Source organism: Flavobacterium sp. 140616W15 (genome assembly GCF_003668995.1).
Classification (GTDB): Bacteria; Bacteroidota; Bacteroidia; order Flavobacteriales; family Flavobacteriaceae; genus Flavobacterium.
This window is the reverse complement of the sequence record NZ_CP033068.1, coordinates 182610-197382: the sequence shown is the minus strand read 5'-3', so window position 1 is coordinate 197382 and position 14773 is coordinate 182610. Positions and strand designations below refer to the sequence as shown.

The window sequence follows — 14773 nt, the reverse complement described above, 5'->3', positions numbered from 1 at the left end:
AACCAACTGGCTTTTAAAATTTATTTTATAGGATTATCCTACGATTTCAGTTACCTGACCTGCTCCTACAGTTCTACCACCTTCACGGATAGCGAAACGTAAACCTACGCTCATTGCGATTGGGCTTAATAAAGAAACATTAATAGTCAAGTTGTCTCCTGGCATTACCATCTCTACTCCTTCTGGTAAAGTAATAACTCCTGTTACGTCAGTTGTACGTACGTAGAACTGTGGACGGTAGTTATTATGGAATGGAGTATGACGTCCACCTTCTTCTTTTTTCAAGATATAAACCTCTGCTTTGAAAGTAGCGTGTGGTTTTACTGATCCTGGCTTAATGATAACCATTCCTCTTTTGATAGATTCTTTATCAACACCTCTTAACAATAAACCTACGTTATCTCCAGCTTCTCCTCTATCAAGGATTTTACGGAACATCTCAACTCCTGTAATAGTAGAAGTTAATTTATCAGCTCCCATACCAATGATTTCAACAGGATCTCCTGTATTAGCAATACCAGTTTCGATACGACCTGTAGCAACAGTTCCACGTCCTGTAATTGTAAATACATCTTCAACTGGCATCAAGAATGGTTTAGCTACGTCACGCACTGGCTCTTCGATCCAAGCATCAACAGCCTCCATTAATTCAATAATTTTAGGAACCCAAGCAGGATCATTATTCAATCCTCCTAAAGCTGAACCTTGAACAACAGGACCATTATCTCCATCATACTCGTAGAAAGATAACAAGTCTCTGATTTCCATCTCAACAAGCTCTAACAACTCAGCATCATCAACCATATCCACTTTGTTCATAAAAACAACGATTCTTGGAATACCAACCTGACGTCCTAAAAGGATGTGCTCACGTGTTTGTGGCATTGGACCATCTGTAGCAGCAACTACTAAGATAGCTCCATCCATTTGAGCTGCTCCAGTAACCATGTTCTTTACGTAATCCGCGTGACCTGGACAGTCAACGTGAGCGTAATGACGATTAGCTGTTTCATACTCTACGTGTGAAGTATTAATTGTAATACCTCTTTCTTTCTCCTCTGGAGCGTTATCGATTTGATCAAACGATTTAGCTTGACAGTAACCTGCATCAGACAATACTTTAGTAATTGCTGCAGTTAATGTAGTTTTTCCGTGATCTACGTGTCCAATTGTACCTATGTTTAAGTGCGGTTTGGAACGATTAAAATTCTCCTTTGCCATTTTACTTAATTTTTAATCTTAGTTATATATTAATTTTCAATTTCCTACTTACTTGAGCCAATGTCGGGAATTGAACCCGAGACCTCTTCCTTACCAAGGAAGCACTCTACCCCTGAGCTACACCGGCAGAGCATTTTAATCTTCGACTTTAAATATCACTATTTAAAATCTTTTTTTTGTGGGGAGAGCAGGATTCGAACCTGCGAAGTTCTCACAGCAGATTTACAGTCTGCCCTCGTTGGCCGCTTGAGTATCTCCCCTTTTTTTTTATCAATAATTACATGAACAATTTCAAATCGCATTTGAACTATTTAGAGCCGGCGGAGGGACTCGAACCCACGACCTGCTGATTACAAATCAGCTGCTCTAGCCAACTGAGCTACGCTGGCATTTTTGATAAAAAAAGTCCGCTATTTCTAACGGACTGCAAATGTAGCTATTTTATCTTTGAATCAAAACATTTTTTCAAAAAAATTACATTAAATATGTGTTCTTATTTTTTCTTTCCTCTTAACCAACAATCTTTCTAAGGACTCGGCCGAAAGCTCAACCGCCTCTTCAAAGGTTTTGCATTGCTTTTTAACCAAAAAATCATCACCAGGAACATTAATCTTTATCTCAGCAATTTTATTCTCCTTGTCACTTGTTTTTTCAACTTTCAAAAAAACATCTACTGATACCATCCTGTCATAATACTTTTCCAACTTATCCATTCTTTCTTGAACGAAATCTACCAATTTTCTGTCAACAGTAAAGTTAACCGCATTAATACTTACCTTCATAATAGTTATTTTAGAATTAAACATTTAAGAACTACTTTTTATTCCTAGGATGCGCATCTGCATACACTTTTTTAAGAGTCGCCAAACTACTATGTGTATACACCTGGGTAGACGCCAAACTAGAATGTCCTAATAATTCTTTTACTGAATTTAAATCAGCCCCGTTATTCAATAAATGAGTCGCAAATGTATGCCGGAGCACATGAGGACTTTTTTTTACCTTTTCAGAGACTTTACTAAAGTATGAATTTATTAATCGATACACAAAGGTTTCATTCAATTTTAACCCTTTTTTAGTAATAAAAAAATATTCCCCATCAACTATATTCTCAACACTTTCACGTTCTTTTACATACAACAAAAACTGCTCAGCAACAACAGGCAAAACAGGAACAATTCGTTCTTTATTACGCTTCCCCAACACTTTAATCGTATTAGCAGACAGATCAACATTAACTCCAAGCAAACCTATCAACTCCGCCCTTCGGATACCTGTCGTATAAAACAAATCAATTATCAATTTATCCCTAACCCCTTCAAACCCCTCAGAATCTCCCATTTGATTTATCAAATCTATCAATTCCTTTTCCGAAAACGGCACCTGCACCATCTTAGGAGTCTTTAAAGCCTTATGCTTCTGCATTGGACTAATCTCTATTTGCTTCGTCTTTAACAAAAACCTATAAAATGCTTTTAGAGACGCCATCTTACGATTAACAGAAACATTTGACACATTAGCATCCACAAGTGAAACCACCCATGACCTAATCTGACTATAATTCACCTGATCAATATTTTCCTGATCGAAATGCAATTTATTAAATAACTCAAAAGAAACAACGTCATTCATATAAGCACCCAAAGTATGTGAAGAATATTTTTTCTCCAACTGAAGATACTCTTGAAATGCCTGCTTATTTGTTTTCACTCTTACCTTATGTTTTTTTTTACTTCTCTAAAGAACACAACACTACCATCCCTCCTTTACAATTCTAAGATTCAGAATCGTTCGATTTATAAAACGAAAAAACCGTTAGCATCAAAGTTATAAAATTTTGATGACTAACGGTATTTATTTGAATATAGATTTTATCTAACTCTCCAAGTTGTCTTTCATGTTTTGAATGTAAGCAGCTTTTTGAATTTTGATTCTATTTTTTACAGATGGCTTAATAAAAGCAGTACGTGCTCTTAACTGACGAACAGTTCCTGTTTTATCAAATTTTCTTTTATAGCGCTTTAATGCTCTATCGATATTTTCTCCGTCTTTAATTGGTATAATTAACATAATATTGACACCCCCTTTCGTTAAGTGTGCAAAAGTAAACATTATTTCCAATTACGAGTCATAAATTATGAATTATTTTTTTTCCTAATGAAATATTTATTATTGAGATAAGCGATCATAAATAATTTCACTAATCAATACTCGACACAACAACATTATAGCATTACATGAAGAATTGAAACGAAAATCCTTTTTGTTCTTTCTTTAAGAACAAAAGAATCACTTCGCTTAACATTTATTTTAATTGATACTCAATGAACTTCGTTTATAGCAGAAAGTCAACCATAAAAGAAGAAGCCAATCAACACAAATGAACATGCCCCAAAAAGTCAGACACTATTTGAGGCATTTTTTTATAAACATGTTCTTAATTATATAATCTAATCTTTTAAGATATTTCTTGAAATAACTAGTTTCTGAATTTCGGTAGTTCCCTCACCTATAGTACACAACTTAGAATCTCTATAGAATTTTTCTACTGGAAAATCTTTTGTATATCCATATCCTCCATGAATTTGAACTGCTTCGTTAGCTACTTTTACACACACTTCTGAAGCATACATCTTAGCCATTGCTCCCATCGTGGTTACCGGTTTATGTTGTTGTTTCAAAAACGCTGCTTTATGCAATAATAATTCCGAAGCTTCAATTTCAGTTGCCATATCTGCCAACTTGAACGAGATCCCTTGAAAGCTACTGATTGGTTGCCCGAATTGATACCTTTCTTTTGAATATTTCAACGCCGCTTCATATGCTCCTTTAGCGATCCCTAGAGATAATGCTCCTATTGAAATCCTCCCTCCATCTAAGATTTTCATTGCTTGTACAAAACCCTGTCCAACTTCTCCTAATCTATTAGCATCTGGCACACGGCAATTATCAAAAACCAGCTCCGCTGTTTCGCTTGCTCGCATACCTAATTTATTTTCTTTTTTTCCTGACGAAAAGCCTGGCATTCCTTTTTCAAAAACAAAAGCCGTCATTCCTTTAGAATCTCCCTTTTCTCCTGTACGAACAATTACAACTGCAATATCTCCCGAAATAGCATGTGTTATAAAATTTTTCGCTCCATTCACAACCCAAAAATCCCCATCCTTAACAGCCGTTGTATTCATACCTCCTGCATCTGAACCTGTATTATGTTCTGTTAGCCCCCACGCACCAATATGCTCTGCAGTTGCTAATTTAGGAATCCACTTTTTCTTTTGCTCTTCGTTACCAAAAGTCAAAATATGGTTTGTACATAATGAATTGTGAGCCGCGACTGACAATCCAATTGAAGGATCTACTTTTGAAATTTCCTCAATAATCGTTATATATTCATGATATCCCAATCCTGATCCACCATATTCTTCTGGAACCAAGACCCCCATAAACCCCATTGCTCCTAATTCTTTGAAGAGCGGAATTGGAAATGTTTGCGCTTCATCCCACTCCATTATATAAGGACGGATATTTTTTTCAGCAAATTCTTTTATGGACTGAGCAATCATAGATTGCGTTTCGTTATATTCAAAATTCATTAGTATATTTTTAGAACTCCAAATATAAACGAATTATATTTGCTTTTTCAACAGGAAAGCCCTTAATTTTTATCAAATCCTCAATATTATTTATATTTCCATTCATACTTCGATGAGTTACTATTGCTTTTGCTAGCGCATATCGGAAATACGGAAAGCTAGAAAGTTCCTTTAGAGAAGCGTCATTTATTGCTATTTTTCTAAAAGAAGTGAGTTCTGAAATTTCAAAATGATTATTCAAATTCGAAATGACTTCTGGCGAAAGCCCCCATACTTCTTTAAGTTGCTCCATCGAAACAAAATATCCAAATCTTTCTTTTTGCATTAAAATCCGCAAAGAAAGAACCTCTCCTACACCAGAAACCTTAACCAAATCTTCTTGAGATGCCTGATTAATATCTGTTAATATAATTTTCTCCTTTTTAAGAAATTTCTTCTCGCTTGAATAACTTTTATTACCTCTTACTTCTTTCTTATTAAGTATCCAATTAGGAAATTTAAAATAAGGAGTCATAGTGGCTAATAAAGAATCTGAAACCTTAGTTACATCCTGAAACTCGTTGGGTGAGTTAACATATTTATTTTCTTTTCTAAAAGCCAACAACCGATCAATTTCATCTACAGTCATACCTAATTTATAGCCTTTATAATCAGTAATGAAATTAGGATTAAATGAATACTTTTTTTCTTCTTTATCGCCATCACTATTTTTAATTGAATCTATCTCTTTTTGTAAAGACATCCATTTTTCTTTTTCAGGAAAGAAATATGATGACGAACTAAAATCTGCAAAAAAATAGATCAACTGCAAAACTATTATAATTGCAAAAAGTAAATAAATACCAATTCTTTGATCTCTGCTAAATTTAAAATAAGTAAGGATTTTTCTAAAATTCATCTTTAAGTAAATTATATTTTATTTGGAATTGTAAATTAAGCCAAAAAAATATAAATTTAACAAGATTTATTTTATATTTAAAAACTAAAACGAGCAATATAGTCAAGATAAAAAGTAGGACAAACCAACAATTCTTCATAAAATTAATTATTTTACAACTTAAAACGCACTAAATGTTTTTATTTTTTATAAAAAACAATACATTTGAAGCTTAATAACAATTAACCAAAATAATATATGTCAATTTGGAAAACTAAACCACTATCGGTATTGCTTAATGAAGCTTCCGAATCTGAAAGAGGCTTAAAAAGAACTCTATCTTCACGCTCTCTAGTAGCACTTGGAGTAGGAGCAATTATTGGAGCTGGATTATTTTCACTAACAGGAATTGCTGCAGCAGAACATGCTGGACCTGCAGTTACATTATCGTTTATTCTTGCCGCAATAGGATGTGCTTTTGCTGGTCTTTGTTACGCTGAATTTGCTTCAATGATACCTGTTGCTGGTAGTGCTTACACCTATTCTTACGCCACAATGGGTGAATTCATGGCTTGGATAATTGGATGGGATTTAGTACTAGAATATGCATTAGGAGCCGCGACAGTCGGCGTGAGTTGGTCTCGTTATCTACTCGAATTGCTTAATAAATACAATATACATTTGCCTCATAATTTAATATGTTCTCCCTGGGAAACATTAAAACTTAGCGACGGAACTGTTATCGAGGGAGGGATATTGAACCTTCCTGCAATAATAATTGTTTCTTTACTTTCATTATTATTAATTAGAGGTACAAAAGAATCAGCTTCTATAAACAATTTCTTAGTTGTTTTAAAAGTTACCGTTGTAATCGTTTTTATTGTATTAGGATGGAGCCATATTGACACAGCAAACTACACTCCTTATATTCCTAATAATACAGGCGTTTTTGGTGAGTTTGGTTGGTCTGGTATCGCTGCTGGAGCTGGAACGGTATTTTTTGCATTCATTGGTTTTGATGCAGTTTCTACAGCTGCACAAGAAGCAAAAAACCCACAAAAAGGAATGCCTATCGGTATTTTAGGATCACTAGTAATTTGTACTATACTATATGTTTTATTTGCTCACGTAATGACTGGACTTGTACCATATTACGAATTTGCTGGCGATGCAAAACCTGCTGCAACTGCTTTTGCTAAAACTGGATATTCATTTTTACAAACAGGTTTAATCGTTGCAATTTTAGCTGGTTACACCTCTGTAATATTAGTAATGTTAATGGGACAAAGCCGTGTGTTTTACACTATGAGTAAAGATGGATTATTACCAAAATTCTTTAGTGAAATTCACTCTAAATTCCGTACTCCTTGGAAAACTAACATTTTCTTTTTGATATTTGTAAGTCTATTTGCTGGATTTGTTCCAGTGAGTGATTTAGGTCATATGGTTAGTATTGGTACCTTATTAGCATTTGTATTAGTATGTATTGGGGTAATGGTAATGCGTAAAAAAATGCCAGATGCTCCAAGATCTTTTAGAACTCCATTAGTTCCTTTTGTGCCTATTGCTGGAATTGTAATTTGCTTAGCATTAATGTATTCATTACCAAATGAAAGCTGGGTAAGACTTGTAATATGGATGAGTTTGGGTGTACTTATTTACTTTACCTACGGTAAGAAAAACAGTAAATTAAACAATCCAGATAAATAAAAAATAAAAATACTAAAAAAGGGATTACAAAGTTTTATTGCTTTGTAATCCCTTTTTTTATGGAGTAAAATGAGTTATAAATCAAAAACAGAAGTTCTTTTTGCACGAACCAAATCTTTTAATCTAATCCAGAACGCTAATGTTAAATAGACTCCGAACCAAAGTCCAGCCGTAACAAAAGATATATATATAAAGAATAAACGAACGCTTGTTACGCGCATTCCTAATCTATCGGCTAACCTAGAAGAAACGTGAAAACCGTATTTTTCAAAAAAGAATTTAAGTTTGATAATTGCTGACATATATACTTCAAATAATAGACAAAAATACAAAATTTACCCATCTTCTGATTCCTTAATTTTGTTTTCTCTAATTACCCTTTAACAATTCCAATCCAACAACACAATCAAGACACCTATTTTTATTACAATATTCATTTTTTAGCTGTAGTAAAGATTGTGTTTCTAAAGCATTAACTGCGTTAATATCGAATGCTTTAAACTTATCAATAACGGCATTTTTCTCAGGTTTAATTTCATTTAAAATAACAATTAAATCTTCTAAAATAAATTCACCTAGTTTTTTAGTATAGGCAAACTTTATTGGAATAATAGTATTAATAATAAGTAAATCGACAAAGGAGCAAACCGTTTTCTTTGATTTAAAAGGACTTTCTTTATCAAACTGATAGTGATTTTGCCAATATGGAGCGACCGGAACCAATAACAAATCATAAATTTCCTGAACCGTCTTTAAATTTATAATCTTTGAAAATAAATTTTGGTATTTATGATACAAATTAGCCAATTGAGAAAGGCGGATAGTCGGAAAATTGTCAGGACGATGCTTAAAAAACTGCACGGGCTCAACATGCACTCTCTCTAATTGATATTTATGCAATAGATAAAAATACCTGATTTTTAAATCTTTAAAATAATTATCTTCTTTATCAGCATCTAATAACCCAGCATTACCAAAAAGCAAGGCTTCTAAATTTTCAACTTCAAAACTTTCTTTTCTAATAATAGTAAACGGTATTGATTGGGCTAATTGTAAAAAAGAATCTCCATTGGTGTTTAAACCAAAGTTTTTAGCTAAGAAGCAAAATAAAACTGCTTCCCAATCATTATTAGTTTTTTCTAATAGATCATAAACAGCCTTCGATTTACGTTCTAATCGCTCAAAAAACAAGCGCTCTTGCCAATTTAGAAATGAAAACTTATTAATATCTTTAATCTCTTTTTCACAAAAAATCCAGGATTTAGGAGTTATTAACGTTTTATAATTTTTAATGATTTCTTCTGAAACATAATTTTTTAAAATCAAAACGGGTATCTCAGAGTTATTTTGATTGAATACTTCACTATCATGTTCCCAAACTACATGAAGAATAACACTTTCATAGGCTATATCTTTTTCATGATTATGCAAATACCAATCAGAAGATTTTAAATGAATTTCAATGTTTCCTGCCCATTTTTGATTCCCAATTATTATTTGAGCATTAAAAAAATCTGGCCCTGCCAATTCTAGATACTGACCAACATTAATTATTACAAGTTCCTCATTATTGAACGTTCTGAGATTTAAAGTGTCAAACTTTTTATATTTCCATAGGTAATGTAGAAAATCTTCTTTCATTATTTAGTCTTTTAAAGATTGACTAAAGTAATTCAAAAAAACTTAAAAATATAAGAAAATTACCTCAATAAATATAATTTAGCACAAGCACGTGCATCTGACAAGGCTTCGTGATGATTAAGTTGAATATTCATTTCACGGCAACAATCACTCAACTTAGTTGGCTTTAGTCCTTTTGCTTTATAGATTTTAACGGTACATTCCCAACGTGAAGCAATATTCAAATCTTCATAATCTAAACCATATAATGCCATTGATTTCGCTAATACATTACGATCAAAACTTTCGTTATGAGCAACAACAATTCTATTTTCTAGACGCTTTTTTATTTCTGGAAATACTTGAGTAAATGTTTTAGCATTTATTGTGTCTCGTGGATAAATACCATGCACTCTAATTGTAAATGGCGAGTACTCGTTATTAGGCGGTTTAATCAGAGTAACAAACTCATCTACAATTACCCCATTCTCTACTGTAACAATACCTACTGAACAGGGATGGTGTCCTGTAGCTGTTTCAAAATCTATAGCTGTAAAAGTCATTTTTAATATTTTTTATAAGCTAAAAATGCCACAAATTCAACGAGAACTCCCGTTAGATTTGTGGCTATTTAAATTGTACGAACTATTGCTTTATTTTATCGAACCAATAATATCGTATTTGGTAATAATATGATGCCTTCCGTTTCCTAACTCTACAAGGACAGCATCATTTTCTTTTGTAAAAAGTTTAGAAACTTCTTCAATCGGTGTTCCTAATTTCACAATAGGAAAAGGTTTTCCCATTACTTCTTTAATTGGTTTTTCGGCTACATTTTTATCTGCTACGTAACTTCTAAATAAATCAGTTTCATCAACTGAACCTACAAAGCCTGTAATATCAACTACTGGAATTTGAGATATTTTATATTTACGCATTCTTTCAATAGCGTGTGAAACCAATTCTTCTGTACGTACAACAATTAATTGCTTGTCGATATGATCTTTTATAACATCTTCGGCTTTAGTAATATTCTCTTCTAGAAAACCGCGCTCACGCATCCAATCATCATTAAACATCTTACCTACGTAACGACTTCCTGAATCATGAAAAAGAACAACTACGACATCATCTTTTGTAAAATGTTCTTTTAGTTGCAACAATCCTTTTATACAAGCTCCTGCTGAGTTACCCACAAAAATTCCTTCTTCAAGTGCAATTTTTCTAGTATAAACAGCTGCATCTTTATCTGTTACTTTTGTAAATCCATCTATTAACGAAAAATCAACATTTTTTGGTAAAATATCTTCTCCAATTCCTTCAGTTATATATGAATAAATTTCGTTCTCATCAAAAATACCAGTTTCGTGGTACTTTTTGAAAACTGATCCATAAGTATCTATTCCCCAGATTTTAATATTAGGGTTTTTCTCTTTTAAGTATTTTGCAACTCCCGATATTGTTCCTCCTGTACCTACTCCAACTACAAAATGAGTTATTTTACCTTCTGTTTGTTCCCAGATTTCAGGTCCAGTTTGCTCATAATGCGCTAATGCATTTGATGGATTATCATATTGATTTACATACCACGAATTTGGAGTTTCCTCTGCCAATCGTTTCGATACTGAATAGTATGAACGAGGATCTGTAGGCTCTACATCTGTTGGGCAAACCACAACTTTTGCACCCACAGCACGCAAGATGTCCATTTTTTCTTTTGATTGCTTATCCGAAATTACACAAATAAGCTTGTATCCTTTTATAATTGCAACTAGTGCCAATCCCATTCCTGTATTACCTGAAGTTCCCTCGATAATGGTTCCTCCTGGTTTTAAACGTCCATCGGCTTCGGCATCTTCAACCATTTTTACTGCCATTCTATCCTTAACCGAATTTCCTGGATTAAAAGTTTCTACTTTGGCTAAAACCAAGGCATCTATTTCGGTAACGATTTTATTAAGTTTTACTAAAGGCGTGTTACCGATTGTTTCTAAAATATTTTTTGAGTAATTCATTTTATTAAGTTTGGAAATTATACAATCTGATTCCCATTATTATTAATTATTTTATTGGAAGAAATTCCAAGTTAAACCAAAACGGATAGCTAAATCACGGTAAGGATTATTAGGTGCTGAATAGTAATTACTACCTGAAAACGACGAATTAAAATGCTCTATTTTAAAAAAGATTCTTGTTTGTCTGATTCTTGCATTTATAAAAAAGTCTAAGTTCGGGTAATTTCCTATTTCTTTCTTATTCTGAACAAAAAACTCACCAATTACAGGATTATAATCATTTCCATAATAACTAGTGAAATAATTAAACACAATTCCTGTTTGAAAAAAAAGTGCTTTTTTAAATAGATAATTAGTGTAATACAGCGTATTTCTTGTTACAATTTCTGGTACATTTAATATAGCATCAGCCTGATCTACTTTTTGATATAAAATTGTATTATCTAAGGCAAAGCGTCCAAATTTAAATTCTTTTCCTGCCTTTACTTCTAAGTAATTAATTGCACCACTATATTGGGCTGGTTTTATAATTTGAGTACCTTGATTAGCTTGTAAAGCTGTCGATTTATCTTCAAAATAGAGATGATCATTCAATACTGAATACTGAAATGACATATTAACCCATGGTGTAGTTGCACTTGCGCTTAAAGAGTTAATCTTCTCATTTTTAAAACTTTCAGACCAATTGTACTCTACAAAGCTACTTTGATACAAAGAATAATTATTATTAGGTAACTTATTTATGTTTTGATATTCAAATGAAAATTTAATTTTATCACTAAAATCATGTTTAAGCTTTGCTTCTAAATTTGATAGCGACTGGTTTGTAATTGATCTTGAATATAAAAATCTTCCATTCCACTTATTTTTTTGATATTCATATTGACCTCCAAAGCTATTAATCTCTTGATTTAATGAACTAGGGATAATTTTTCCTTTATCTAAAATTATAACTCTTCCGTAGTATGAATTACTTCTAAAATCATCTACAAAAAATTGAAATTTCCCTAACAATATATTTTCATATACTACTCCTGCCTTATTATACATTTTGTTATAATGCGACTGGTCATTAATATTACTTGTTACATACGACTCTCCAAATCGAAGTACATTCCTTGAACCAAGAACCGCTGATAACACTGTGGGTTGATTGTATTCGAAAAATTTATTTTCATAATTAAATTGATGAGTGACATATAGATTATTATTTCCTTGGGTCTCATTTATTCTATATGCATGATCAAAAAACAGTCTCTTTCCCTTTAAGAATGATTTTGCATCAGTAAGATACACCTCTAATCTTTGTCTGTTTTTAAAATCAGGATCGCCACTTTCAAAATCTTCTGCCGTAGTTATCCCTCCGTTTTCTTCATTCAAGATATCTTGATAAGTATAATGTCCGTTAATATAATATTGTCCTTTTTTAGTACTATAACTTGCAGTTAATTTAAAATTTCCTGTACTCGACAATTGATTTATATAATTCCCTTCAGATCGTAACCCTTTGTATTCTGCTGAAATATTAAATCGCTCACTCATATTCAGGGTGATAAATGAATTTAGCAATTGTCCCTTATTGATTGTCGATTTAAAAAACAATTCTGTCAATGGAGTTGCTACAGAATAATATTGAACCTGATTGGCTTCAAGAAAATTAAAGTGTTTGGCTTTAAACCCCATTTCTGGATATGGAGTAAAATCAGTTAAACTGTATTGAAGCGTATTGTATGTTTGTCCAATATTCGAAAAAGGTAATAATCCAAAATTATCTTTTCGCAAATAATTATGACTGTATTCTTTTTGGATTGTAAGCGACGTATCTACATAAGTAGTATCACGTTCAAGTGTTATATATCTATATTGATCTATCCTTGCAACTTTCTTCTTCGCTTTTATGGTATCGTTAAGCCCACGATGAACACCATTCATGTCTAGATTACTTTTATTATTTACTTTTGCCTGAGAAAACAATAGTGTGGGTAGTACTAAAAGATAAATTAAAAAAAGAATTCTCATTTGAAAGGGTTATATATATTTAGATATTATTATCAACTATTTGAATGTGGCAAAGGTAAATGAAAAAAATTTGACTAGAACTAAAGAAATAGGATATTGGTAAATATTGCTTAAGTATATTACAAGTCAATACTCTACAAAAAAATCTCTTTGAATAATGAGGTATTAAAAACTTCTACTTCTTCAATTAATATCCTCTCTTAAATGCTTAGAAATAAAAAAAGGAGCTAGAATCTACATAGATCCCTACTCCTTTTCTTATTTTAAGACTTTTAGCTCTTTCTTTAATACTAGATAACGGAATGACTTTTTAAATTCATTTGCGAATCAAAGTCTGTAAAACTACCCTATAATTATCAATACTATTTTAAGATTATCCACAATAAGAAACTAACACCCAATTCTTTTCTCCTCTTACCCATGTATTAATACATGTTCTTCCAGGACCTTCTTCCTTACCAGGATCCTGAGACAAACCTGTATCAGACCCATTACCTCCACTACCACCTCCGCCCTGATTATTCGGTATTACATTTAATACAAAATTGCCATCTTTATCAGTACATTTTATAATGGTATTATTCCCTTCTTGATATATTTCTTTCATGATATCATTGGCATCACAATCTACAGCATAGTTAGGGTCATTTTGTGAAAAACCTAAAAAAGGACAGAAAACTAGTAAATAAAGTAATTTTTTCATTTTGTTTTATTTTGGTTAATATTTTATTAATAGAATATCAAATATATATTTTACTAACAATAAAATAGTTAACATAAAGTTAATCATTTAACCATTTATCAATTTTAATGATTAATACCTTATTTATTCACAAAATAACGTGCTATTAAATATTAATATACATTGTTATATTCATCGATTCTAAAAAGGCATTTTATTTTAAATTTTACATAAATTCAAAAAGAAAAGGAGTTAAAATCCATAATGGATTCCCACTCCTTTTCTTTTTGAAAGACTTTTTAATGCCTTTTATTTTGCTATTCCAATCCTAATTATACAAGTTCAGATACAAACTTAACCATTTCTATTACTTGAACGATAGGATTAAAACCATTATCCTCCACAGTATACAGTTTGTTGCCATGCATTATTATCCCTTACCCAAGTGTTAATACAAGTTCTACCTGGTCCTGAATCTTCTGGTCCTGGATCTTCAGACATTCCTGTATCAACTCCAGGTCCGCCACTACCGTTACCTCCTCCACTACCTCCTCCGTTACTTCCACCAGATCCAGGAGCGACACCTATTACATTTAGAACATAGTTCCCATTAGCATCTGTACATTTCATTACAGTATAGCCATCTTGGTAATATATTTCTTTTATAATGTCATTTGCATCACAATCTACGGCATAATTAGGATCGTTTTGTGAAAAACCTAAAAAAGGACAGAAAACTAGTAAATAAAGTAATTTTTTCATTTTTTTTATTTTGGTTAATATTTTATTAATAGAATATCAAATATATATTTTACCAACAATAAAATAGTTAATATAAAGTTAATAATACAATTATTTAGCATTTTTTACACTTAATATTTTACTTATTCACAAAATAACAAACCACTCAACAACAATATCCGCTATATATTCATCAATAGCTAAAAAGACATTTTATTTTAAATTCCATAGAAATTCTTGTTCAAAAAAAAAACTGCCCAAAATATTTTGGACAGTTTTATCAAATTCTTAAAAT

Annotated in this window: 14 protein-coding genes and 3 tRNA genes; 1 reads left to right on the top strand and 16 read right to left on the bottom strand. The window is 32.0% G+C overall.

Translation table 11 applies throughout. The annotated features are described in order from the left end of the window. Positions 1–33: 33 nt before the first annotated feature. The 9 genes from tuf to EAG11_RS00850 all read right to left on the bottom strand — a co-directional run bounded on the left by tuf (position 34) and on the right by EAG11_RS00850 (position 5712). Entirely contained in the window at positions 34–1221 is a 1188-nt protein-coding gene (tuf, locus tag EAG11_RS00890) for an elongation factor Tu (protein ID WP_129537464.1), read from the bottom strand. A 55-nt stretch (positions 1222–1276) separates the two neighbouring features. Next, positions 1277–1348: transfer RNA gene (locus tag EAG11_RS00885), tRNA-Thr, on the bottom strand. 52 nt (positions 1349–1400) lie between these two features. After that, a tRNA-Tyr gene (locus EAG11_RS00880) sits at positions 1401–1481 on the bottom strand. 55 nt (positions 1482–1536) lie between these two features. Continuing rightward, positions 1537–1610 (bottom strand) — tRNA-Thr (locus EAG11_RS00875). A 90-nt stretch (positions 1611–1700) separates the two neighbouring features. Continuing rightward, positions 1701–2003, bottom strand: a complete 303-nt coding sequence (hpf, locus tag EAG11_RS00870) for a ribosome hibernation-promoting factor, HPF/YfiA family (protein ID WP_129537463.1) — start codon at positions 2001–2003, stop codon at positions 1701–1703. Positions 2004–2034: 31 nt separating this feature from the next. After that, positions 2035–2931: a tyrosine-type recombinase/integrase gene (locus tag EAG11_RS00865; protein ID WP_129537462.1), complete on the bottom strand. Its 897-nt coding sequence runs from the start codon at positions 2929–2931 to the stop codon at positions 2035–2037. A 165-nt stretch (positions 2932–3096) separates the two neighbouring features. Further along, positions 3097–3291, bottom strand: a complete 195-nt coding sequence (gene rpsU, locus EAG11_RS00860; RefSeq protein WP_039111382.1) for a 30S ribosomal protein S21 — start codon at positions 3289–3291, stop codon at positions 3097–3099. Positions 3292–3671: 380 nt separating this feature from the next. After that, the gene (locus EAG11_RS00855; protein WP_129537461.1) at positions 3672–4814 is read right to left on the bottom strand and encodes an acyl-CoA dehydrogenase family protein; all 1143 of its coding nucleotides are present in this window, start codon (positions 4812–4814) and stop codon (positions 3672–3674) included. 10 nt (positions 4815–4824) lie between these two features. Beyond that, the gene (locus EAG11_RS00850; protein ID WP_129537460.1) at positions 4825–5712 is read right to left on the bottom strand and encodes a helix-hairpin-helix domain-containing protein; all 888 of its coding nucleotides are present in this window, start codon (positions 5710–5712) and stop codon (positions 4825–4827) included. Between the two features lie 237 nt (positions 5713–5949). Here EAG11_RS00850 and EAG11_RS00845 point away from each other — a divergent pair, with 237 nt between their 5' ends. Further along, positions 5950–7401: an amino acid permease gene (locus EAG11_RS00845; protein WP_129537459.1), complete on the top strand. Its 1452-nt coding sequence runs from the start codon at positions 5950–5952 to the stop codon at positions 7399–7401. Between the two features lie 74 nt (positions 7402–7475). Here EAG11_RS00845 and EAG11_RS00840 read toward each other — a convergent pair whose 3' ends face one another. From EAG11_RS00840 to EAG11_RS00810, 7 genes are all read right to left on the bottom strand, one after another. Beyond that, the gene (locus EAG11_RS00840) at positions 7476–7703 is read right to left on the bottom strand and encodes a PspC domain-containing protein (protein ID WP_129537458.1); all 228 of its coding nucleotides are present in this window, start codon (positions 7701–7703) and stop codon (positions 7476–7478) included. Positions 7704–7770: 67 nt separating this feature from the next. After that, positions 7771–9042, bottom strand: a complete 1272-nt coding sequence (locus EAG11_RS00835) for a DUF2851 family protein (RefSeq protein ID WP_129537457.1) — start codon at positions 9040–9042, stop codon at positions 7771–7773. A gap of 59 nt (positions 9043–9101) precedes the next feature. Next, complete coding sequence (locus tag EAG11_RS00830; RefSeq protein WP_129537456.1) at positions 9102–9584, bottom strand: 3'-5' exonuclease; 483 nt, start codon at positions 9582–9584, stop codon at positions 9102–9104. Between the two features lie 90 nt (positions 9585–9674). Continuing rightward, positions 9675–11036 carry a pyridoxal-phosphate dependent enzyme gene (locus tag EAG11_RS00825; RefSeq protein WP_129537455.1) on the bottom strand — a complete coding sequence of 454 codons (1362 nt, stop codon included), beginning with the start codon at positions 11034–11036 and terminating at the stop codon, positions 9675–9677. 51 nt (positions 11037–11087) lie between these two features. Further along, positions 11088–13055: a putative porin gene (locus EAG11_RS00820; protein WP_129537454.1), complete on the bottom strand. Its 1968-nt coding sequence runs from the start codon at positions 13053–13055 to the stop codon at positions 11088–11090. A 373-nt stretch (positions 13056–13428) separates the two neighbouring features. Continuing rightward, positions 13429–13758, bottom strand: a complete 330-nt coding sequence (locus EAG11_RS00815; RefSeq protein WP_129537453.1) for a hypothetical protein — start codon at positions 13756–13758, stop codon at positions 13429–13431. A 372-nt stretch (positions 13759–14130) separates the two neighbouring features. Next, positions 14131–14499, bottom strand: coding sequence for a hypothetical protein (locus EAG11_RS00810; RefSeq protein ID WP_129537452.1), 369 nt, complete (start codon positions 14497–14499; stop codon positions 14131–14133). Between the last annotated feature and the right edge of the window lie 274 nt (positions 14500–14773).

Bases quoted from the DNA above. Each gene is read 5' to 3' on its own strand.
- EAG11_RS00850 (WP_129537460.1), bottom strand. From the start codon at position 5,712: ATGAATTTTAGAAAAATCCTTACTTATTTTAAATTTAGCAGAGATCAA.
- EAG11_RS00810 (WP_129537452.1), bottom strand. From the start codon at position 14,499: ATGAAAAAATTACTTTATTTACTAGTTTTCTGTCCTTTTTTAGGTTTT.
- EAG11_RS00820 (WP_129537454.1), bottom strand. From the start codon at position 13,055: ATGAGAATTCTTTTTTTAATTTATCTTTTAGTACTACCCACACTATTG.
- EAG11_RS00835 (WP_129537457.1), bottom strand. From the start codon at position 9,042: ATGAAAGAAGATTTTCTACATTACCTATGGAAATATAAAAAGTTTGAC.
- EAG11_RS00855 (WP_129537461.1), bottom strand. From the start codon at position 4,814: ATGAATTTTGAATATAACGAAACGCAATCTATGATTGCTCAGTCCATA.
- tuf (WP_129537464.1), bottom strand. From the start codon at position 1,221: ATGGCAAAGGAGAATTTTAATCGTTCCAAACCGCACTTAAACATAGGT.
- rpsU (WP_039111382.1), bottom strand. From the start codon at position 3,291: ATGTTAATTATACCAATTAAAGACGGAGAAAATATCGATAGAGCATTA.
- EAG11_RS00825 (WP_129537455.1), bottom strand. From the start codon at position 11,036: ATGAATTACTCAAAAAATATTTTAGAAACAATCGGTAACACGCCTTTA.
- EAG11_RS00815 (WP_129537453.1), bottom strand. From the start codon at position 13,758: ATGAAAAAATTACTTTATTTACTAGTTTTCTGTCCTTTTTTAGGTTTT.
- hpf (WP_129537463.1), bottom strand. From the start codon at position 2,003: ATGAAGGTAAGTATTAATGCGGTTAACTTTACTGTTGACAGAAAATTG.
- EAG11_RS00845 (WP_129537459.1), top strand. From the start codon at position 5,950: ATGTCAATTTGGAAAACTAAACCACTATCGGTATTGCTTAATGAAGCT.
- EAG11_RS00840 (WP_129537458.1), bottom strand. From the start codon at position 7,703: ATGTCAGCAATTATCAAACTTAAATTCTTTTTTGAAAAATACGGTTTT.
- EAG11_RS00830 (WP_129537456.1), bottom strand. From the start codon at position 9,584: ATGACTTTTACAGCTATAGATTTTGAAACAGCTACAGGACACCATCCC.